The organism is Pseudomonas sp. 14P_5.3_Bac1, assembly GCF_025466135.1.
GTDB lineage: Bacteria > Pseudomonadota > Gammaproteobacteria > Pseudomonadales > Pseudomonadaceae > Aquipseudomonas.
Genome location: NZ_JANLOF010000066.1, coordinates 72194 through 93171, shown reverse-complemented (window position 1 = coordinate 93171; position 20978 = coordinate 72194). Strand labels below are relative to the sequence as shown.

The 20978-nt window shown below is 63.3% G+C and carries 23 protein-coding genes; 9 read left to right on the top strand and 14 right to left on the bottom strand.

Features of this window, described 5'->3' with window-relative positions:
* Positions 1 to 29: 29 nt before the first annotated feature.
* The 12 genes from NTD89_RS17765 to nrdR form a co-directional block, all read right to left on the bottom strand.
* A complete protein-coding gene (locus NTD89_RS17765) occupies positions 30 to 389 on the bottom strand; it encodes a transcriptional regulator (RefSeq protein ID WP_145162603.1) in 360 nt (119 codons plus the stop codon).
* A 126-nt stretch (positions 390 to 515) separates the two neighbouring features.
* Entirely contained in the window at positions 516 to 1316 is an 801-nt protein-coding gene (locus tag NTD89_RS17760; RefSeq protein ID WP_262208832.1) for a cobalamin-binding protein, read from the bottom strand.
* On the bottom strand, positions 1313 to 1732 hold the full coding sequence (locus NTD89_RS17755) for an MFS transporter (RefSeq protein ID WP_145162608.1): 420 nt from the start codon (positions 1730 to 1732) through the stop codon (positions 1313 to 1315). Before NTD89_RS17755 ends, NTD89_RS17760 begins: the two co-directional genes overlap by 4 nt.
* Positions 1729 to 2346: a GTP cyclohydrolase II gene (gene ribA / locus NTD89_RS17750; protein ID WP_017135999.1), complete on the bottom strand. Its 618-nt coding sequence runs from the start codon at positions 2344 to 2346 to the stop codon at positions 1729 to 1731. The genes NTD89_RS17755 and ribA overlap by 4 nt, the downstream gene beginning before the upstream one ends.
* Before the next feature lie 129 nt (positions 2347 to 2475).
* A complete protein-coding gene (locus NTD89_RS17745) occupies positions 2476 to 3201 on the bottom strand; it encodes a substrate-binding periplasmic protein (RefSeq protein WP_262208829.1) in 726 nt (241 codons plus the stop codon).
* Positions 3202 to 3258: 57 nt separating this feature from the next.
* On the bottom strand, positions 3259 to 4224 hold the full coding sequence (thiL, locus tag NTD89_RS17740; RefSeq protein ID WP_242201376.1) for a thiamine-phosphate kinase: 966 nt from the start codon (positions 4222 to 4224) through the stop codon (positions 3259 to 3261).
* Between the two features lie 18 nt (positions 4225 to 4242).
* Positions 4243 to 4743, bottom strand: coding sequence for a transcription antitermination factor NusB (gene nusB / locus NTD89_RS17735; protein ID WP_017135996.1), 501 nt, complete (start codon positions 4741 to 4743; stop codon positions 4243 to 4245).
* Positions 4740 to 5216, bottom strand: a complete 477-nt coding sequence (ribE, locus tag NTD89_RS17730) for a 6,7-dimethyl-8-ribityllumazine synthase (protein ID WP_003194576.1) — start codon at positions 5214 to 5216, stop codon at positions 4740 to 4742. Before ribE ends, nusB begins: the two co-directional genes overlap by 4 nt.
* Before the next feature lie 88 nt (positions 5217 to 5304).
* The gene (gene ribBA / locus NTD89_RS17725; protein WP_242201374.1) at positions 5305 to 6396 is read right to left on the bottom strand and encodes a bifunctional 3,4-dihydroxy-2-butanone-4-phosphate synthase/GTP cyclohydrolase II; all 1092 of its coding nucleotides are present in this window, start codon (positions 6394 to 6396) and stop codon (positions 5305 to 5307) included.
* Between the two features lie 15 nt (positions 6397 to 6411).
* Positions 6412 to 7074, bottom strand: coding sequence for a riboflavin synthase (locus NTD89_RS17720; protein ID WP_145162620.1), 663 nt, complete (start codon positions 7072 to 7074; stop codon positions 6412 to 6414).
* Between the two features lie 48 nt (positions 7075 to 7122).
* Positions 7123 to 8259 carry a bifunctional diaminohydroxyphosphoribosylaminopyrimidine deaminase/5-amino-6-(5-phosphoribosylamino)uracil reductase RibD gene (gene ribD / locus NTD89_RS17715; RefSeq protein WP_145162623.1) on the bottom strand — a complete coding sequence of 379 codons (1137 nt, stop codon included), beginning with the start codon at positions 8257 to 8259 and terminating at the stop codon, positions 7123 to 7125.
* On the bottom strand, positions 8256 to 8726 hold the full coding sequence (nrdR, locus tag NTD89_RS17710; protein WP_164487963.1) for a transcriptional regulator NrdR: 471 nt from the start codon (positions 8724 to 8726) through the stop codon (positions 8256 to 8258). The genes ribD and nrdR overlap by 4 nt, the downstream gene beginning before the upstream one ends.
* 139 nt (positions 8727 to 8865) lie before the next feature.
* Here nrdR and NTD89_RS17705 point away from each other — a divergent pair, with 139 nt between their 5' ends.
* The 3 genes from NTD89_RS17705 (at position 8866) to trxA (ending at position 10972) form a co-directional block, all read left to right on the top strand.
* Positions 8866 to 9321, top strand: a complete 456-nt coding sequence (locus tag NTD89_RS17705; RefSeq protein ID WP_145162626.1) for a YbaY family lipoprotein — start codon at positions 8866 to 8868, stop codon at positions 9319 to 9321.
* Positions 9318 to 9974 carry a class I SAM-dependent methyltransferase gene (locus NTD89_RS17700; protein WP_262208825.1) on the top strand — a complete coding sequence of 219 codons (657 nt, stop codon included), beginning with the start codon at positions 9318 to 9320 and terminating at the stop codon, positions 9972 to 9974. Before NTD89_RS17705 ends, NTD89_RS17700 begins: the two co-directional genes overlap by 4 nt.
* 125 nt (positions 9975 to 10099) lie before the next feature.
* On the top strand, positions 10100 to 10972 hold the full coding sequence (trxA, locus tag NTD89_RS17695) for a thioredoxin (protein WP_145162632.1): 873 nt from the start codon (positions 10100 to 10102) through the stop codon (positions 10970 to 10972).
* On the opposite strand, the gene NTD89_RS17690 is transcribed toward trxA, so the two are convergent.
* Positions 10969 to 11310 (bottom strand): hypothetical protein, encoded by a 342-nt coding sequence (locus NTD89_RS17690; protein WP_262208824.1) that lies wholly within the window; start codon positions 11308 to 11310, stop codon positions 10969 to 10971. The two genes, trxA and NTD89_RS17690, sit on opposite strands and share 4 nt — an antisense overlap.
* A gap of 130 nt (positions 11311 to 11440) precedes the next feature.
* Between NTD89_RS17690 and NTD89_RS17685 the strand changes: the two genes are divergently transcribed.
* The 5 genes from NTD89_RS17685 to NTD89_RS17665 all read left to right on the top strand — a co-directional run bounded on the left by NTD89_RS17685 (position 11441) and on the right by NTD89_RS17665 (position 15506).
* Positions 11441 to 12052, top strand: a complete 612-nt coding sequence (locus tag NTD89_RS17685; RefSeq protein WP_262208823.1) for a DUF2796 domain-containing protein — start codon at positions 11441 to 11443, stop codon at positions 12050 to 12052.
* A 149-nt stretch (positions 12053 to 12201) separates the two neighbouring features.
* Positions 12202 to 12912, top strand: coding sequence for an ABC transporter ATP-binding protein (locus NTD89_RS17680; RefSeq protein WP_145162641.1), 711 nt, complete (start codon positions 12202 to 12204; stop codon positions 12910 to 12912).
* 1 nt (position 12913) lies between these two features.
* Entirely contained in the window at positions 12914 to 14179 is a 1266-nt protein-coding gene (locus NTD89_RS17675; protein ID WP_262208822.1) for an ABC transporter permease, read from the top strand.
* 11 nt (positions 14180 to 14190) lie between these two features.
* The gene (locus tag NTD89_RS17670; protein WP_262208821.1) at positions 14191 to 14712 is read left to right on the top strand and encodes a DUF3299 domain-containing protein; all 522 of its coding nucleotides are present in this window, start codon (positions 14191 to 14193) and stop codon (positions 14710 to 14712) included.
* A gap of 95 nt (positions 14713 to 14807) precedes the next feature.
* Positions 14808 to 15506 (top strand): OmpW/AlkL family protein, encoded by a 699-nt coding sequence (locus NTD89_RS17665; protein ID WP_145162650.1) that lies wholly within the window; start codon positions 14808 to 14810, stop codon positions 15504 to 15506.
* A 157-nt stretch (positions 15507 to 15663) separates the two neighbouring features.
* On the opposite strand, the gene NTD89_RS17660 is transcribed toward NTD89_RS17665, so the two are convergent.
* Entirely contained in the window at positions 15664 to 16548 is an 885-nt protein-coding gene (locus NTD89_RS17660) for a sugar nucleotide-binding protein (protein ID WP_145162653.1), read from the bottom strand.
* 166 nt (positions 16549 to 16714) lie between these two features.
* Here NTD89_RS17660 and NTD89_RS17655 point away from each other — a divergent pair, with 166 nt between their 5' ends.
* Positions 16715 to 20962, top strand: a complete 4248-nt coding sequence (locus NTD89_RS17655; RefSeq protein WP_262208820.1) for a DEAD/DEAH box helicase — start codon at positions 16715 to 16717, stop codon at positions 20960 to 20962.
* The last annotated feature ends 16 nt before the right edge of the window (positions 20963 to 20978 follow it).

Below are 20978 nucleotides of genomic sequence, written 5' to 3'. Positions count from 1 at the left end.
GGGTCATGTGCGCCGCCCCCCTTGGCGCCTCAACGACGCTCGCGCATGGGCTCATTCGTACTCAGATACCCGGCCTTGATGGCCTCGGCGCAGTCTATAAACCCATAGGCGTTAACACGGCCGGCCTCGGTAAAGCCGACGTAGAAGTCCTTTTTTTTGCCTTGGCTTTCCAGTTCATAGTCAAAACACTGTGAGCTGCCACTACGAATCGGGGTGATGCGCTTGGGCTGCTGGATAGCGAGAATGTCCTGCTTGGAGGTTCTTTCGCCTCGGCCAGCCTTCTCTACCAGCGGATCAGCCCAGAAATTCATCAACGTTGAGACACCTTCCAGCGTCGCGCAGCCGGTCAGCAAAAGGGCAGTAGAAACACCGATGATCAAACGACGCATGGCCACCTCCTGTAGTGGAATAATCGCCATGCGGCACGCATCGCGGGCCATAGAGTAATCCGCTGCTGGCCGAGCCACTCAACGGAAGAATCTTATTAATCGGTAGGACAACACGCCTCTCGCACGCTAGCGTTGTGGGGCAATCAACGCGCAGAGCTCGGCCACCGCCTCGACCATCTGGCCGCTGGGCCGCTCCAGGCCTTTATCCGGCACCAATAACAAACGCCCCTGCGCCACGGCGGTCACCTGCGGCCAGGCCTTCCAGGCGTCCAACTGCGGCTGATCCCCCGCCAGAATCACTTCGGGATTGCGCTGCAACACCGACTCGATGCTGACCTGCGGCGCAGGCAGCTTCAGGTCATCGAACACATTGCGCGCGCCGCACACACTCAGCGCGTCGCTGATGATCTGCCCGCCGCCCACGGTGTACAGCGGCTGGTTCCATACCTGATAAAACACCCGCAGCGGCTCGGCACGCTGATAGCGTTGGCGCAGTTCGGCCAGGCGCAGACGCAACTGCGCGGCTAATTGCCGACCGGCGTCGGCGCGGCCCAATTGCTCGGCGATCGCTTGAACCTGGGTGGTCAGTTGTTCGAGGCTATGGGGTTCGGCGACATACACGGGAATATTCAGACGCTGCAATTGCTCACGCTGCGCCGGGCCGACGCTGCCGGGCCACAACAGGATCAGGTCCGGTTTGAGGCTGAGCAGGCGTTCCATGTTCAGTTGTCCGTAATGCCCAACCGACGGCACTTCGGCCAGCACCGCCGGGCGTTCGCCGCCGTCAAGCACGCCCACCAGCAAATCGGCAGCGCCCAGTTCAACCACGATTTCAGAGAGCGAAGGCGCCAGGCTGACGACGCGCTGGACCGCCAGCGCCTGGGCACTGAATGCCAGCAGCAGCACCGCCAGCCAGTAGCGCATCATCCCAATTGACGCGGGATGCGGTAGAGGTAAAACAGCACCAGGGTGGACAGCGCCAGCAAAAACAGCGGCACCGCTTCCAGGCCGACAAACACCGCCAGCGCGCCGATCCAGGCTGGCAGGGCCGCGACCAGCAAGGCCGTGCGACGACGGGCCGCGAGGGTGATCCAGGCAGCCGGTTCTTCGGCAGTATCGAGGGCTTTGGCGGTGGCGATCAGCGCGTGTTTATAGCCGTTAAAATAACGCAGGCTCAAAAACATCGAGGCCACGCCGGCAATAAAGAACGGCATGGCCAATACGGGAAGCAGGGACTGGGCCTGGCCAAATACCAGGTTGATAACGAATAGCGGCAGCAATGCCAGGGCCAGGTACTGCCACCAGTTGAAGGACAGTCGCCGTTTCACCTGGCCACGGGTCACGCGCGGTCGACCTCGCCCTGGTGCTCGTTGCCCATCATGTGGTCGAGCTTGCTGGCTTTGGTCGCCAGGTAGAGTTTGTTGTGCGGGTTTTGCCCGGTGTGCAGCGGCACGCGCTCGGCCACGGTGATGCCCATCTCGGTCAAGGCTTTGACCTTGCGCGGGTTGTTGGTCATCAGGCGCAGGGATTTCACGCCCAGGTGCTCGAGCATCGGCAGGCAGATCGCATAGTCACGCTGGTCAGCGGCAAAGCCCAAGCGTTCGTTGGCTTCGACGGTATCGGCGCCGCCGTCTTGCAGCTCGTAGGCGCGGATCTTGTTCATCAGGCCGATGCCACGGCCTTCCTGGCGCAGGTACAGCAGCACGCCACGGCCTTCGCGGGCGATGGCGCGCATGGCGGCTTCCAGTTGCGAACCGCAGTCACAGCGTTGGCTGAACAATGCGTCGCCGGTCAGGCACTCGGAGTGCACGCGGCCAAGCACTGGCGCGCCGTCGGCGATGTCACCCAGGCTGAGCACGACGTGCTCGCGGCCAGTGGCCTCTTCGAGAAAGCCGTTCATGGTGAACGTGGCAAAAGGGGTAGGCAGCTTGGAAGCGGCGACGAAAACGACGGGCACCGTGTGCTCCTGATTTCAGATTTCACAGAGGGCGCCATTGTAACAGCAGGTTCCTACAGACGCTTAAGCTGAATTATCGCTGATAAAGATCAATCGGTTCGATTGGCCTTCGTCCCGGTTCTATGCAGGTCAGAACGGGTAAGGCTGCTTCCAGTGTCCGAAAATCGGCTTCAGTTCGCCGCTTTTGACCAAAGCCTCCATGCGCTGGTCATACACCGCCATCAAGGCCCGGCCGCGCTCAGTGTCGGCAAAGCCTATGTAAAGCGGCAGCTCGGCGATAGGCGTGAGCCTGAACTGCGAAGGATCGTCCGCCTGGCCAAGCACGTACCTGGCTTCGGTGAGCGAGTCGATGTAGAAGTCGGCGCGGCCGTGCTGCAGCATCGGCAGGATGCCGTCTCGGCGTTCGATCTGGTTGAAGTGACGCAGGTTGGGCAAGTACTCCTCGTACTTGTAGCCGCGTACCCAGGCCAGGCGGTAATTGCCCAGCGTGGCAAGGCTTGGCGTCGGCGTCGTTGCCAGCCCGAGGGCGTAGATGTGGTCCGAGTCGAAATTCCAGTGCGGGTACAACACGCCGCTGGCTTCATCGCGATAGGCACCGACCCAGCCATCCACCTCGCCGCGCTGGGCCAGGCCGACCGAGCGGGTATAGGGCTCGCTGCGGGTTTGCAGGGTGATGCCGGCGGGCTCGAAGATTTGGCGCAATACGTCCCAGGCCAGGCCGCTGCCATCTTTGTTGGTGTAGTCGTTCCATTCCTCACTGGCCAGCGTGATCTTGCCGGGGACCGGGCCTTCATCTGCTTGGACCAGCGAGGCAAGTGCACACAGCATCACCAGCAGCCAACGGCGTACATCCATAACGACACAACCCCACACACCGAAATATCCGTATAGAGGGTAGCGCAGGTCGCTGGCTTACGGTGTTTCGTGAAAATGCTGATAGCCACGCACGGCCGGTGTGATGTCTTGCCCAGTGGCATCGAGCAAGGTGACGCCCTGCCCCGCCTCGACCCGACCGATCACGTGGATCGGCCAACCAGCAGCCTGCAACGGCGCCAGCTCGGCCGGCGGCAACGTGAACGCCAATACGTAGTCGTCGCCCCCGCTCAGGGCCGCCACGCGCGCCTGGTCATCACCGAGAAACGCCAGCAAGGCCGCGGACAACGGCAATTGCTGACGCTCAATCACCAGGCTGACAGCCGACGCCTTGGCGATATGCCCGCAATCGGCCAACAACCCGTCGGAGATATCCATGGCCGATGTGGCCTTTGCCCGCAGCGCCAGGCCCAACGCCAGTTGCGGTTGTGGCGACCAGTAGTGCGCCAGCAGCGGCTCGGCGACAGCGGCGTCTGCCGTGCGTTGGCCCAGTACCAGCGGCAACGCACCGGCAGCATTGCCCAGCTCACCGCCTACACACAGCAAGTCACCCGGTTGCGCACCGCTGCGCGTCAACGCCTGCCCAGCCGGCACACGGCCAAACACGGTCAGGGTCAGGCTCAGCGGCCCGCGCGTGGTGTCGCCGCCCACCAGGCCCACGCCGCAGCTTTGCGCCATGGCGTTCAAACCCTGGGCATAGCGTTGCAGCCAATCGGCATCGACCGTCGGCGTTGTCAGGGCAAGGGTAAAGGCAAGCGGATGGGCGCCCATGGCGGCCAAGTCGCTCACTGCCACGGCCAGCGAGCGCTGGCCGAGCAGGAACGGGTCACACGGGTCGGCAAAATGCACGCCGGCCACTAACGTATCGGTGGAGATTGCCAGCTGCTCCCCGGCGGGGAGCGCCAGCAAGGCGCAGTCGTCGCCGATCCCAAGGGCAATGCCTTCGCCGCCCTGCGCACAGGGCGCGGCGGCGAAGTAGTTGCGGATCAGCTCGAACTCACCCATTGGGAAGGTCAGCGCGACTTAGCGCTTGTGTTCCTTCACTTCGGCTTCACGCAGGCGCGGGGCCAGCTTGTCGAGCACGCCGTTGACGAACTTGTGGCCGTCGGTCGAACCGTAGACTTTGGCCAGCTCGATCCCTTCGTTGATCACCACCCGGTACGGCACGTCAACGCGCTTGAGCAGTTCCCAGGTGGACAGGCGCATTACGCACAGTTCAACCGGGTCCAGCTCTTCGATCGTCAGGTCCAGGCAAGGCGCCAGCGCCGTGTCGATCTCGGTCAGGTTGGCATGCACACCGTGCAGGATGTCGTGGAAGTAGCTCTGGTCGGCAAACGTGAAGTCGTTGTCGACGCGGAACTGCGCTTCGATTTCGTTCAGCGAAGCGCCGGCCATCAGACGCTGGTACAGCGCCTGGGTCGCGAGTTGACGCGCTTTACGGCGCTTCTCGCTTTTGGACGGCTTGCCGGCATCCGCAGGGCGCGGGTCTTGGGGGTTGAACTGATCGCTCTCGTCGGAAATCACTTGGCCTCCAACTGCGACAGCAGGCTAACCATTTCCAGCGCGGACAGGGCCGCTTCAGCGCCTTTGTTACCGGCCTTGGTGCCGGAACGCTCGATGGCTTGCTCGATGGAATCTACGGTCAGCACGCCGAAAGCGACGGGCACGCCGAACTCCATGGACACTTGGGCCAGGCCCTTGGTGCATTCGCCGGCCACGTATTCGAAATGCGGGGTGCCGCCACGAATGACCGCGCCCAGGGCGATGATCGCCGCGTATTCACCCTGCTGAGCAACTTTTTGCGCAACCAGTGGAATTTCGAAGGCGCCAGGGGCACGGATGAGAGTGATATCGCTCTCGCTCACACCGTGGCGAACCAGGGCGTCAACGGCACCGCTTACCAGGCTTTCAACCACGAAGCTGTTGAAGCGGCCAACCACCAGGGCATAGCGGCCTTTGGGGGCGATGAAGGTACCTTCGATGGTCTTCAGGGTCATTCGACAAATCTCTTAAAGAGCCGGGACGCGAAAAGTGCGTCCCTCAGTGATGATTTAACCGCGAACAAGGGGCAAAAATCGCCGGCCTTTATTCGGAGGGCACGTATTCTACAACTTCCAGGTCGAAACCGGATATCGCATTAAATTTCATTGGCGCGCTCATCAGGCGCATTTTGCGTACGCCCAGGTCACGAAGGATCTGCGAACCGGCACCGACGATGCTGTAGGTGGTCGGTTTTTTCACCGGCACGTGGTCGGCGGTTTCGCGGATATGCGCCAGCAATACATCGCCGTCCAACGGGTGACCGAGCAACAGCACCACACCGCTGCCTGCCTCGGAGACCGCAGCCATGGCGGCGCGCAGGCTCCAGCGGCCGGGCTGCTTGACCATCAGCAGGTCGCGCAGCGGGTCCATGTTGTGCACACGCACCAGGGTCGGTTCTTCGGCGCAAATGTTCCCCAGCGTCAGGGCCATGTGCACGTCACCTTCCACTGAATCACGGTAGGTCACCAAATTGAATTGGCCCAGTTCGCTGTCCAGTGGCTGCTCGGCAATCCGCTGAACGGTACGTTCATGGATCATGCGGTAGTGAATCAGGTCGGCAATCGTGCCGATCTTGAGGTTGTGTTCGGCGGCAAACGCTTCAAGTTCAGTGCGACGGGCCATGGTGCCGTCGTCGTTCATCACTTCGCAGATGACGCCGCTCGGCTCGAAACCGGCCATGCGCGCCAGGTCGCAGGCGGCTTCGGTGTGGCCGGCACGCGCGAGGGTGCCACCCGGCTGGGCCATCAGCGGGAAGATGTGGCCGGGGCTGACGATGTCTTCGGCCTTGGCGTCTTTGGCGGCGGCGGCTTGCACGGTGCGCGCGCGGTCGGCCGCAGAAATACCGGTGGTCACGCCGGTGGTCGCTTCAATCGATACGGTGAACTTGGTGCCGAAACCCGACCCGTTGCGCGGCGCCATCAAGGGCAGCTTGAGCAACTCGCAGCGTTCGCGGCTCATAGGCATGCAGATCAGTCCACGCGCGTGCTTGGCCATGAAGTTGATGTGCTCAGCCTTGCAGGCCTCGGCGGCCATGATGATGTCGCCTTCGTTTTCACGGTCTTCGTCATCCATCAGGATGACCATCTTGCCTTGGCGGATGTCTTCAACCAGTTCTTCGATGCTATTGAGCGCCACGCGGCACCCCCTTGGTCAGGATTTAAGGTAGCCGTTAGCGGCTAAAAAACTTTCAGTGATGTTCCCGGCAGTAGGCTCTGCGGCCTTATCGCCCAACAGCAGGCGCTCCAGGTAACGGGCAAGCAAGTCGACTTCCAGATTCACCCGGCGACCTGGCTGGTACGAGGCCATGATGGTTTCGCTCAGGGTGTGGGGAATGATGGTCAGTTCAAATTCGGCGCCATTCACGGCGTTCACGGTCAGGCTGGTGCCGTCGACGGTGATCGAGCCTTTGTGGGCGATGTACTTGGCCAGCTCTTTGGGTGCGCGGATGCGAAATTCCACGGCCCGCGCGTTTTCGCTGCGGGACACCACTTCGCCGACGCCATCGACATGGCCGCTGACCAGGTGGCCGCCCAGGCGCGTGGTCGGGGTCAGGGCTTTTTCCAGGTTGACCGGGCTGCCGGCCTTGAGGTCGTTCATCGCGGTGCAGTCCAGGGTTTCCCGGCTGACGTCGGCGGCAAAGCCGTTGCCAGGCAGCTCAATGACGGTCAGGCACACGCCGCTGACGGCGATGCTGTCGCCCAGCTTGACGTCGCCCAGGTCCAGCTTGCCGGTTTCAACCAGCAGGCGGATGTCGCCGCCTTTGGGAGTCATTGCACGGATGCTGCCGATGGATTCGATAATGCCGGTGAACATTTCGTTCTCCTGAAAACGAGGGGCTGTCGCTCAAGCGCGGGCCGGGAATTATACGCTCGCTGCTGGCATAGGGATGGCAGTGACTCGCCAGTCGTCGCCTACAGCGCGCATGTCAGTGATCTTGAGTGGGGGGGCATCGGCCAGTTTCTCAAGCGGCCAGTCCAGCAGAGGCCGGGCGGCGGAGCCGAGGAACTTGCCGGCGACGAATATCACGTACTCGTCCACCAGCCCTTGCTGGGCGAACGCACCGGCCAGGCTCGGGCCGGCTTCCACCAGCACGTCGTTGACGCCACGGGCGGCCAGGGCCACCAGGGCCGAGCGCAGGTCAACCTGACCGTCAACGCCCGGCACCACCAGGCATTCGGGGCCACGGGGGAACTGGTTTTCCGCGGTCACGCAGGTGATGACCAACGCCGGGCCGGCCTTGAAGAACGGCGCGTTGAGCGGCACCCGCAGGCGCCCGTCGATCAACACGCGCAAGGGCGGGCGCGACATGGCAAGTGCGGTGGTTTCATCGTCCAGGCCCAACTCGTCGGCGCGTACCGTCAGACGCGCGCCATCGGCCAGCACCGTGTCGGCGCCGGTCAGCACCACACTGGCCTCGGCACGTAGGCGCTGTACGGCGGCGCGGGCAGCCGGGCCGGTGATCCATTGGCTTTCGCCGCTGGCCATCGCGGTGCGGCCGTCGAGGCTCATCGCCAGCTTGACCCGCACAAACGGCAGGCCGTGCTCCATGCGCTTGAGGAAACCCGGGTTCAGCGCGCGCGCTTCGCTTTCCAACACGCCGCTGCGGGTTTCGATACCGGCTTGCGCCAAGCGCTGCATGCCACGCCCGGCCACTTCCGGGTTCGGGTCCTGCATCCCGGCCACCACGCGCGCCACACCGGCAGTCACCAGTGCATCGGCACACGGCGGCGTGCGTCCGTGGTGGCTGCACGGCTCCAGGGTTACATACACCGTGGCACCACGCGCCTTGGCACCGGCGGCGCGCAGGGCATTCGGTTCGGCATGCGGTTCGCCGGTGCGCTCGTGCCAGCCTTCGCCGACAATCTGCCCGTCACGCACAATCACGCAGCCCACACGCGGGTTGGGGTGGGTGGTGTACACGCCCTTGCGCGCCAATTCGAGGGCGCGGGCCATGTAATGGGCGTCGAGGACAGCTTGTTCGGCAGACGGAGGGTTCATTTTTTGGCAGGCTCACGGGCCAGGCGGTCGATTTCTTCGCGGAACTCGTTGAGGTCCTGGAAGCGTCGATACACCGAGGCGAAACGGATATAGGCGACTTCGTCGAGCTTTTGCAGCTCGCCCATCACCAGCTCTCCAACCACCAGGCTCTTGACCTCGCGCTCGCCGGTCGCACGCAGCTTGTGCTTGATATGCACCAGCGCCGCCTCCAGCCGCTCGACACTCACCGGGCGTTTTTCCAGGGCGCGCTGCATACCGGCGCGCAGTTTGTCTTCGTCGAAAGGCTGGCGGCTGCCGTCGGACTTGATCAGACGTGGCAATACCAGTTCGGCGGTTTCGAAGGTGGTGAAACGTTCACCGCAGCCAGAGGCCAGGCATTCGCGCCGGCGACGTACTTGATCGCCCTCGGCGACCAGACGCGAGTCAATGACCTTGGTGTCGTTGGCACCGCAGAAGGGACAGTGCATGGTGGCAGGCAACAAAAAAAGGGAGGGCCATGGTAGCGCATCCCTGTGGCAAGACAAGCCATAGCCTTTACGGTATATAGGCAGGCTTATATGTTTCTTTATTTTAAAGCCACGGATTTTGCCCTTTCTGGAGCCGTACATGCAGTTACGACCACTTGTTTTACTCGCCCTGTTCAGTTTTCTGGTCGCCTGCAGCAGCGAAGCCCCCAAGCCTTCGGCGCCTCAACCGACGCCCGCCCAAGAGAAAAAAGTGCCCGGCATTGAAGACCTCGGCCCGCTGCCGGCTTACCAGCGCGAAATAAACGGCACCCTCAACGGCGTGCCGGCCAACGCCGAAGTCGAACTGGCCCTGCTGGTGATTGACGAGCGCAACCGCCCGCAACAGCTGCTCGCCAGCAGCGTGTTGACCGGCAATGGCAAGCCCCTGGCGTTCCGCCTGCGCTTTAACCCGGAAGCCTTCCCGGCCGGTGCGCGGGTTGAATTGCGCGGTCGCGCCAGCCAGTCCGGCCAGTTGATCCTGCACCTGCCCGCCGTGCGCATCACCCAGGCAATTACCCAGGCCACCGGCCCGCTGCAACTCGTCCCGGCGCCATGACGCCACTGCTGGACCTGCAACGCGCCCTGAGCGAGCTGATCGGCGACGCGCAACTGGTGCCCTGCCCGCTGCCGGGCACCGAGCTGTCGTTGTGGCTGCTGGACGCGGACAATATGGACCGCGCCTTCAGCCCCGAAGAAACCCGGCGCATCCTGCATGAGCCGCCCTATTGGAGTTTCTGCTGGGCCAGCGGTCTGGCGCTGGCGCGTTACCTGGCGGCGCACCCCGAATGGGTTGCCGGCAAGCGCGTGCTGGATTTTGGCGCAGGCTCTGGCGTGGCCGGGATTGCCGCCATCAAGGCGGGCGCGCTGGAAGTGGTCGCGTGTGATTTGGACCCGCTGGCGTTGGCATCCTGCAGGGCGAATGCCGAACTCAACGGTGTGACCCTGGGTTATTCAGCGGATTTTTTCGCCGAAGCCGATCGCTTCGACCTGATCCTGGTGGCCGACGTACTCTACGACCGCGCCAACCTGCCGCTGCTTGATCAATTCCTGACGCGCGGCCGTGAAGCACTGGTAGCAGATTCGCGCGTGCGCGACTTCCAGCACCCGGCTTATCAACGCCTGGAAATCCTTGAGGCACTGACCCTGCCGGACCTGGCCGAGCCTTGGGAGTTTCGCAAGGTGAGCCTGTACCATTCGCGGCGCGCTTGAGGCCATCGCGGGCACGCCCGCTCCCACAAGGGAACGGGCCAAGTGTGGGAGCGGCTTGCCCGCGATAGCGATCTGGACTCCATCACCTTATAGTTGCCCCATTCCCGCTTTATTCGAGACGCCCCATGAGTGAGCCCACGCCGTACATCTTCGATGTCACCACCGCCAACTTCGACCAGGCAGTGATCCAGAACTCCTTCGAGAAACCCGTGCTGGTGGATTTCTGGGCGGAGTGGTGCGCGCCGTGCAAGGCGTTGATGCCAATGTTGGCGAAAATTGCCGAGAGTTATCAGGGCGAGTTGCTGCTGGCCAAGGTCGATTGCGAGGCGGAGCAGGATATCGTCGCGCGTTTTGGCATTCAGAGCCTGCCTACGGTGGTGCTGTTCAAGGACGGCCAGCCGGTGGACGGGTTTGCCGGCGCGCAGCCGGAGTCGGCGGTGCGCGCAATGCTGGAGCCGCACGTGCAGATGCCACCACCGGCGGCGGCTGATCCGCTGGAGCAGGCCCAGGCGCTGTTTGCCGAAGGCCGCATCAGCGATGCCGAAGCGGTCCTGGTGACGATGCTGGGCGAAGACAACACCAACGCCGGCGCGCTGATCCTGTACGCGCGCTGCCTGGCCGAGCGCGGTGAACTGGGCGAAGCCCAGGCCGTGCTCGACGCCGTGAAAAGCGATGACCACAAAGCCGCCCTCGCCGGCGCCAAGGCGCAAATCACCTTCCTGCGCCAGGCCGCCGAGCTGCCGGACGCCGCCGACTTGAAAAGCCGCCTGGCGCAAAACCCGCAGGATGATGAGGCGGCCTATCAGCTGGCGATTCAGCAGCTGGCACGCCAGCAATACGACGCGGCGCTGGAAGGCTTGCTCAAGCTGTTTATCCGCAACCGCAGCTACAGCGAAGGCTTGCCGCACAAGACCTTGCTGCAGGTGTTTGAACTGCTCGGCAATGACCACCCGCTGGTCACCGCGTACCGCCGCAAGTTGTTTGCTGCGCTGTACTAATCGCCGATCCAGCTGTACAGCGGCGTATCCCCGCCGCTGGTCACTTTCACGCTGGCGTTATGGCGCAAGCGCACCAGCAGGCGCTTGCCTGATGCGGCGTCACCGGCCAAGCCTTCCAGCTGATCGAGCAGTTCCAGCCCGTTGAGTTGCCCGGCCTTGCGCAACAGGTCCTGGGCGTTCTGCCACAGATCATCATTGTGTTTGACCGGCGCGGCAGCGGGCGCGCTCGGCGTAGGCGCGGCCTGCAACTGGGCGCCCAAGCGCGCCCAATCGCCGTCATCCAGCTCCAGGGTCAAGTCCACCGGCATGTCGCCGACCGTTCCACGAATTCGCAACATCGTCCCTACTCCTGCACTTTTCTGACGAGCATGCTCCCACGCGGCTTGCGCAACGCCAAGCGGGCGGTCAAACTCTGGCACTATTGTTATAAGATCACATAACAAAACTTTCATGTTCTGGAGCCTTCTCATGCGCCGTCTGCTGCTTGCTTTGCCGTTTGCCCTGCTGCCACTGGCAGTTGCCCACGCTCACGATGATCACGAACATGAGCACGGCAGCCTCGGCGCCCACGAGCATGGCGTCGGCCGTCTCAATGCGGTACTCGACGGTCAGGCGCTTGAGCTGGAATTTGACAGCCCGGCCATGAACCTCGTGGGTTTTGAACACCAGGCCAGCACGCCGGCCGACAAAGCCAAAGTCGCTGCAGTGCGCAAACAGCTGGAAAACCCGTTGGCCCTGTTCAACCTGCCCAAGCCCGCCGGTTGTGTGATCAGCACCCAGGAACTCAACAGCCCGCTGTTCGGCGACAAGCCTGAAGCCGATCATGATGACGACGATGACGACGATGACCACGCCACCGACGGCAAAGGCGCAGCCGCCCACGAACATCATCATGACCACAGTGAAATCCACGCCCACTACCAGTTCACCTGCGCCACGCCGACGGCCTTGAGCAACCTCGACCTGACCCAGGTGTTCAAGACCTTCCCCGCCACTCAGAAGATTCAGGTACAACTGATCGGCCCAAGCGGCCAGCAAGGTGTGGAAGCCACGGCCACCGCAGCCACCCTGAAGTTCTGATTTGAAACACGGTCAATGTAGGAGCTGGCTTGCCTGCGATAGCGGTATAACAGACACATCCATATTGAATGTGCCGCCGTCATCGCAGGCAAGCCAGCTCCCACATTGGATCGGCGCCACGCTCTACAACCAGGCGATATTGATTTCACATGACCCAAGCACTGATCGAACTGTCTGACCTGGGCTTCAACTGGCCCGGTCACCCACAGTTGCTGGACATCCCAGCGTTTAGCCTGCAAGCCGGCGAAACCCTGTTTCTCAAAGGCCCGAGCGGCAGCGGCAAAACCACGCTGCTCGGCCTGCTCGGCGGCGTGCAAAAACCCAGCCGGGGCAGCATCCGCCTGCTCGGCCAGGAGCTGACCGAACTCTCGGCCGGCGCGCGCGACCGCTTTCGCGTGGACCACACCGGCTACATCTTCCAGCAGTTCAACCTGCTGCCGTTTCTGTCGGTGCGCGAGAACGTCGAGCTGCCTTGCCACTTTTCCAAGCTGCGCGCGCAACGCGCGGTTCAGCGCCACGGCAGCGTCGACCAGGCCGCCGCGACCTTGCTCGCGCATTTGGGCCTCAACGACAACAACCTGCTTGAGCGCCGCGCCGACTCACTGTCTATCGGCCAACAACAACGCGTCGCCGCCGCCCGCGCGCTGATCGGCCAACCGGAACTGGTGATCGCCGACGAACCCACCTCGGCGCTGGACTACGACGCCCGCGAAGCTTTCATTCAGTTGTTGTTCGCCGAATGCCGCGACGCTGGCGCCAGCCTGTTGTTTGTCAGCCATGACCAGAGCCTCGCGCCGCTGTTCGACCGCCACCTGTCGCTGGCCGAACTCAATCGCGCCGCCACGCCCGCAGAGGTTTGAGATGTATTTGTTTCGTCTAGCCATGGCCAGCCTGGCTAACCGCCGCTTTACCGCGATCCTCACCGCCTTTGCCATCGCGCTGTCAGTCTGTTTGTTGCTCGCGGTGGAACGCGTGCGCGTTGAGGCGCGCAACAGTTTTGCCAGCACCATCAGCGGCACCGACCTGATCGTCGGCGCGCGTTCGGGCTCGGTCAATTTGCTGCTGTACTCGGTGTTCCGTATCGGCAACGCCACCAACAACATCCGTTGGGACAGCTACGAGCACTTCGCCGCCAGCCCGCAGGTGAAATGGGCGATCCCGATTTCCCTCGGCGACTCGCACCGCGGCTATCGGGTGATGGGCACCAACCAATCCTACTTCGAGCACTACCAGTACGGCCGCAAACAGAACCTCGAACTGGCCAGCGGCCGCGCCTTTGCCACCGACCCGTTTGAGGTGGTGCTCGGTGCCGAAGTCGCCGAGGCGCTGCATTACAAGCTGGGCGACAAGCTGGTGCTGGCCCACGGTGTCGCGGTGGTCAGCCTGGTCAAACACGATGACAAACCGTTCACCGTGGTCGGCATTTTGAAACGCACCGGCACGCCGGTGGACCGCACGCTGCACATCAGCCTCGGTGGCATGGAAGCCATTCACATCGACTGGCACAACGGCGTGCCGGCCCAGGGCAAAGGCCGCATCAGCGCCGATCAGGCGCGCAACATGGACCTCACGCCACAGGCCATAACCGCGTTCATGCTCGGCCTGAACAACAAGATTTCCACCTTCGCCCTGCAACGCGAAATCAATGAATTTCGCGGCGAGCCGATGCTGGCGATATTGCCGGGCGTGGCCCTGCAAGAGTTGTGGAGCATGATGGGCACCGCCGAAAAAGCGCTGTTCGTGATCTCGCTGTTCGTGGTGCTGACCGGTTTGATCGGCATGCTTACGGCGATCCTCACCAGCCTCAACGAGCGCCGCCGTGAAATGGCCATTTTGCGCTCGGTGGGCGCGCGGCCGTGGCATATCGCAACGCTGCTGATCTTTGAAGCCTTCGCCCTGGCGCTGTCTGGCGTGGTGGCGGGCGTTGGTCTGCTGTACCTGTGCATCGCCGCGTCGCGCGGGTATTTGCAGGCCAATTACGGGCTGGACCTGCCGATGTCATGGCCGAGCGAATATGAATGGACCTTGCTCGCCGGCATTCTCGCCGCGGCGCTGTTGATGGGCAGCGTCCCCGCGTGGCGCGCCTATCGACAATCACTGGCCGATGGCCTGTCCATACGTTTATGAGGAAGGCTTCGATGCGTCGTGCCCTGTTTGCAATGTTGCTGTTGGTGGCAGTGCCCATCTGGGCCGAAGACCAGCCGAAGGATCTGTCATGGCAGGAGATGATCCCACCGGACGCGCCGCCGGAAATCCCCAACATGAAACCGCTGCACGACCTGTCGAACATGGCCGACGCGCTGTCGGTCGAGTCGGCGCCGGCCGCCAAGCAAGACTTGCCCAACGCGCCGGTGGTGCAAAGCCTGGACGGTAAGTACATCCGTTTGCCGGGTTACATCGTGCCGCTGGAAGTCAGCGAAGAAGGCCGCACCACCGAGTTTTTGCTGGTGCCGTATTTCGGCGCGTGCATCCACGTACCGCCGCCGCCGTCGAACCAGATCGTGCATGTGAAAAGCGAAGTCGGGGTGAAACTCGATGAGTTGTATCAGCCGTATTGGATCGAAGGCGCGATGCAGGTCAAGCCGTCATCCAGCGAACTGGCCGACGCCGGTTATCAAATGGATGCCGACAAGATTTATGTCTACGAGCTGCAGGAATAGGGGCTGATCGTCCTTTCATTGAGCTGAGTCAAAGGATCGAACGGAACGATCTTTACCATTGGACGTACAACTTTTAACGTCCTTTTGGAGCTCCCATGAACAAGTCTCTGCTCGGCGCGTCCCTCTTCGCGCTCGCCCTCGCCGCCCCGGTCGCACACGCTCACGAAGCGGGCGAAATTCTGATTCGCGCCGGTGCAATTACCGTGAATCCGGAAGCTGAAAGTGGCCATGTGAAGGTTGATCAGGGCCCATTGGCGGGCACCAACCTGGGCGGCAAGGCGACCATGAGCAGCGACACCCAACTGGGGTTGAACTTCGCCTACATGCTGACCAACCACGTCGGTATCGAACTGCTGGCGGCCACGCCGTTCGAGCACGATGTGAAGATAAAGAACACCGCCCTCGGCGCCGCCAACGGCAAGCTCGGCACCCTCAAGCACCTGCCGCCAACCCTGAGCGTTGTGTACTACCCGATGGATAGCAAATCCGCCTTTCAGCCGTACGTGGGCGCCGGTATCAACTACACCTGGATCTACGACGAGCACGTCAGCAGCCGCGCCGAACAAGCCGGTTTCAGCAACTTCAAGGCCGAAAACTCCTGGGGCTGGGCCGCGCAGATCGGCGCCGACTACATGATCAACGACAAGTGGATGATCAACGCCCAGGCGCGCTACATCGACATCAGCACCAAGGCCACCGTGGACAACAATGCGCTGGGCCAGGGCACACGTGCCAAGGTCAATGTGGACGTTGACCCGATGGTTTACATGGTGGGTATCGGCTACAAGTTCTAAGTAACACTGCATAACCCCTGTGGGAGCGGGCTTGTGTGGGAGTCGGGCTTGCCCGCGATGCAGACACCTCGGTGTATCAGTGATACCGAGGTGATGCGATCGCAGGCAAGCCAGCTCCCACACAAAACCCGCTCCCACATTTTGGTTTTGTGCGGTGTCAGCTGTGGCGGTAGAACCGATCCAGCAACGCCGGTAACCCCGCCCGCCATGCCCGAGGCTTGATGCCGAAGGTGTGCAGGATTTTCTTGCAGGCCAGCACCGCGTGTTGCGGTTCATCTGCCGCATCCGGGCGTGCCGCGTGAGCCTGGGCGGTAGGCGATTCGATCGCCAGCGGGTGGAAATTACGCGCTTCGGTAAGGATCGCCTGGCCCAGCGCCAACGGTGTGGTCGCCTCGTGCCCGGCGTAGTGATAGGTGCCCCACAGCGGCGCCGCGCAATCAAGTTGCTTGAGCACCGAGATGATCACCCGCGCGGCATCGTCCACGGGCGTCGGGTTACCCCGGCGATCATCGGCCATCAGCAACTCATCCGGCTTCTCGGCCCGCGCCAAAAAGCGCCCGAGGGTGCCGTCGACGCTGTCATCCAGCAGCCAACCAAAACGCAGCAGCACATGTTGCGGGCAGGTAGCGCGCACGCTTTGCTCGATGCGCCACAACGCCTGGCCACGCAGGCCCAGGGGCACCGGCTCGTCTTTTTCGCTGTAGGCGGTGGCGCGGGAGCCATCGAACACGCGGTAGCTGGACGGTTGCAGCAAGGTAATGTTGTGGTGCTGACACAACTCGGCCAGGCGCTCGATGGCGAATTCCTGAGAGGCCAAACGGGTTTCGCTGACCGCTTCGGCCTGAAACCAGTCGAAATAGTAGGCGAGGTTGATCAACGCATCGGGACGGGTGTCGTCGAGCAATTGGGTAAGGCTCGCGGCATCCCAGCCGTCTTGGGGCGGTTTGGGTGCGAGGAAACCGATGTCTTCCTCTGCACCGAGGCGAATCAGCGCTTGCCCGAGGGCATTCCCGCCGCCCAGTAACATAAGGCGCATTCGCATAGAGTGTGCAGGCCCGGTCTGTTTGGAACGATGGTTATTGTCGGCAGGCGGATGAAGCCGGCCGTAGGTTTATTCCAGAATCGTTGCATTTTGCGGGTTTGTAGCGCAACCGTCACGGATAAAGTGCGGGCTTGCAACTTGGCACCGCCGGTTGCATATAAGGGGTATGAACCTTCCTGAAACCACGGACACGGTCTTGAACGGCTTTCACCCCGCTGTCAGCGCCTGGTTCCGCAACGCTTTCCCCTCGGTGACCAGCGCCCAGGCCCAGGCGTGGCCGCTGATTCGCCAGCGCCGCTCCACCCTGATCGCTGCGCCCACCGGTTCCGGCAAGACCCTGACGGCGTTCCTCGCCGTACTGGATGACCTGGTGCACCAAGGCCTGGCGAATGGCGGGCAACTGCCGGACGAGACGCTGGTGGTGTATGTCTCGCCGCTCAAGGCATTGTCCAACGACATCCAGATCAACCTGCAAAACCCGCTCACCGGCATCACCGCGCAGCTGCAGGCGATGGGCTTGCCGCCCTTGGTGATCCGCACCGCCGTGCGCACCGGCGACACCCCGCAAAAAGACCGCGCACAGATGCGCAAGCGCCCGCCGCATATCCTGGTGACCACCCCGGAATCGCTCTACGTGCTGCTGGGTTCGGACTCCGGCCGGCACATGCTCGCCAGCACGCGCACGGTGATCGTCGATGAAATCCACGCCATCGCCGCCAGCAAGCGCGGCAGCCATATGGCCCTGAGCCTGGAACGCCTGCAGGGCCTGTGCGCCGAACCGCTGACCCGCATTGGCCTGTCTGCCACGCAAAAGCCCATCGAGGCGGTGTCGCGCTTTTTGGTCGGCACCGAGCGCCCCTGCGCAATTGTCGATATCGGCCACGCCCGCCCGCGTGACCTGGATATCGAAGTGCCGCCGGTGCCGCTCTCGGCGGTCATGGCCAACGACGTGTGGGAACTGGTCTACAACCGCCTCGCCGAGTTGGCGCGCGAACACCGCACCACGCTGATTTTCGTCAACACCCGGCGCCTGGCCGAACGCCTGGCACGGCACTTGAGCGAGCGCCTGGGCAAAACCGCCGTGGCCGCGCACCACGGCAGCCTGGCCAAAGAGCTGCGCCTGGACGCCGAACAACGGCTCAAGGCCGGCGAGTTGCAAGTGCTGATCGCCACTGCGTCCCTGGAGCTGGGGATTGATATCGGTGACGTCGACCTGGTGTGTCAGATCGGCTCGCCCGGCTCAATCAATGGTTTCCTGCAACGCGTTGGCCGTTCCGGGCACCAGGTCGGCGGCACGCCCAAGGGGCGCCTGTTCGCCACCACCCGCGACGACTTGATCGAGTGCGCCGCCCTGCTCGACTGCGTGCGCCGGGGTGAGCTGGACACCTTGCAGATTCCGGTCGCGCCGCTGGATGTACTGGCCCAGCAGATCATCGCCGAAGTCAGTGCGCAGGAATGGTCGGAACCCGCATTGCTCGATCTCATTCGCCGCGCCTCGCCCTACGCCGCGCTGGACGAACGCCATTACCAGGCGCTGTTGCAGATGCTCGCCGAGGGCTATAACGGCCGCCAGGGCATCCGTAGCGCCTACCTGCACCGCGACGCCGTGACCCACACCCTGCGCGGCCGCCGTGGCGCCAAGCTGACCGCCGTGACCAGCGGCGGCACCATCCCCGACAACGCCGACTACAGCGTGCTGCTGGAGCCGCAGAGCCTGAACATCGGCAGCGTCAACGAAGACTTCGCGGTGGAAAGCATCGCTGGGGATATCTTCCAGCTCGGTAATACGTCCTACAGAATTTTGCGGGTCGAAGCCGGCAAGGTGCGGGTTGAGGACGCCCACGGCCAGCCGCCGACCATTCCGTTCTGGCTGGGCGAGGCGCCGGGGCGCAGCAACGAATTGTCGGCGGCGGTGGCGCGGTTTCAAGGCCAGCTCGACGCGCTGCTCAGCGCCACGCCCGGCGACTTGCAAGCGGCCCTCGACTGGCTCACCGGCACCCTTGGCCTGAACCACGCCAGCGCCGAGCAGATCCTCGATTACCTGGCCCGCGCACGCCTGGCCCTGAGCGCGCTGCCGTCCCAGGACACGTTGATCATGGAGCGGTTTTTCGACGAGTCCGGCGGCACCCAATTGATCATTCACACACCGTTTGGCAGCCGTATCAATCGCGCCTGGGGCCTGGCGTTGCGCAAGCGTTTTTGCCGCACGTTCAATGTCGAATTGCAGGCGGCGGCCAGTGAAAATGCAATCGTGCTGTCGCTGTCGACCAGCCACAGTTTCGAGCTGGATGACGTGTGGCGGTATCTGAACAGCAACAGTGCCGAGCACGTCCTGATCCAGGCTGTGCTGGACGCGCCGCTGTTCGGCGTGCGCTGGCGCTGGAACGCCGGTGTGGCACTGGCGTTGCCGCGTTATACCGGCGGGCGCAAAGTGGCGCCGCAGATCCAGCGCATGAAAAGCGAAGACCTGATCGCCAACGTGTTTCCCGACCAGATCGCCTGCCTGGAAAACCTCGCCGGCGAGCGCGAAGTGCCCGAGCACCCCTTGGTGGAGCAGACCCTCGACGACTGCTTGCACGACGCCATGGACAGCAACGCCTGGCTGGCGTTGCTGCGGCGCATGGAAAGCGGCGAAGTGCGGCTGATCAGCCGTGACCTGCCGGCGCCCTCGCCCATGGCCGCGGAAATTCTCAGCGCGCGCCCCTACACCTTTCTCGACGACGCCCCCTTGGAAGAACGCCGTACCCAAGCCGTGCTCAATCGGCGCTGGAGCGACCCGCACAGCACCGACGACCTCGGCGCGCTGGATGCCGAGGCCATCGCCGGCGTGCGCGAGGAAGCCTGGCCGGCGCCCAATGGCCTGGACGAAATGCACGAAGCGCTGATGAGCCTGGCCTGCATTGCCACTCACGAGGTCACGCCGCAATGGGCCGAGTGGCTGCAGGCCTTGGCCAAGGGTGGGCGCGCCTATGCATTGAGCAATGGCCTGTGGGTGGCGGTGGAACGCTTGAGCTGTTTGCAGGCTATTTATCCCAACGACTTGCCGTTGCTGCCGGGCTTCGATGAACCCTGGACCACTGATGATGCGCTGGTCGAAGTGCTGCGCGCCCGCCTCGGCGGGTTCGGCCCGCTGAGCCTGATCGAGATCGCCGCGCCGTTGGCCCTGCCGGTGGCAGACGTAACCCAGGCACTCGCTCGCCTGGAGCAGGAAGGCTACGTGCTGCGCGGCCGTTTCAGCCCTGGCGCCAGCGAAGAACAGTGGTGCGAACGGCATTTGCTCGCGCGCATTCATCGCTACACGGTCAAGCGCCTGCGCCGGGAAATCGAGCCCGTGGCGCTGCAGGATTTCATGCGCTTTCTGTTCGATTGGCAGCACCTGTCCGACGGCACACGCGGCCAGGGCAGCGCCATGTTGCCGCAGATTGTCGCGCAGTTTGAGGGCTACGCCGCCGCCACCTCGGCCTGGGACAGTGACCTGCTGAGCGCGCGCCTCAAGGATTACTCATCCACCTGGCTCGATGACTTGTGCCGCAGCGGCAAGCTGGTGTGGACGCGGCTGAGCAACAAGGCTGGCGCAATGGCCCTGCGCAGCACACCGGTGGTGTTGCTGCCGCGCAGCCAAGTGCCGCTGTGGAGCGGGCTGACCGAGATGACCGACAGCACCACGCTGTCGCCCAAGGCGCAGAAAGTCCACGTGGCGCTGCGTGAACATGGCGCGCTATTTTTCGACGAACTGGTGCACGAAGCCCATCTGCTGCGCAGCGAACTGGAGACGGCGCTGCAGGAACTGGTGGGCGCAGGGCTGGTGAATGCCGACAGCTTCGCCGGCCTGCGCGCGCTGACCACACCCGCCAGCAAACGCCAGGCGCGCAGCAGCCGGCGCGGACGCGGGGCGTTTATCGGCGGCATGGACGACGCCGGGCGCTGGGCTTTGTTGCGCCGTTCACCGAGCGCCGCCGGGCCACACTCGGCCGAGACGCTGGAGCATGTGGCGATGACCTTGCTGCGCCGCTATGGCGTGGTGTTCTGGCGGTTGCTGGAGCGTGAGGCGGATTGGCTGCCGAGCTGGCGCGAATTGCTGCGTACTTTCCATCGGCTCGAAGCGCGCGGGGAGATCCGCGGCGGGCGGTTCGTCAGTGGGCTGGCGGGCGAGCAGTTTGCGTTGCCGGAGGCAATTGCGTCATTGCGCGAAGTCCGCCGCCGGCCGCATGACGGCAGTTTGATTGCGGTGTGCGGGGCTGATCCGCTGAACCTGGTGGGCACGCTGCTGCCGGGCAGTAAAGTGCCGGCGGTGAGTGGCAATCGGGTGGTGTACCGCGACGGGCTGCCGGCGGCGGTGATGGTCGGCGGCAAGCAGCAGATATGGGTGGAGGTGGATCAGTTGGCGGTGCAGGAGAAGTTGCTCAGGCATTAAGTCGCAGTGACTTCAA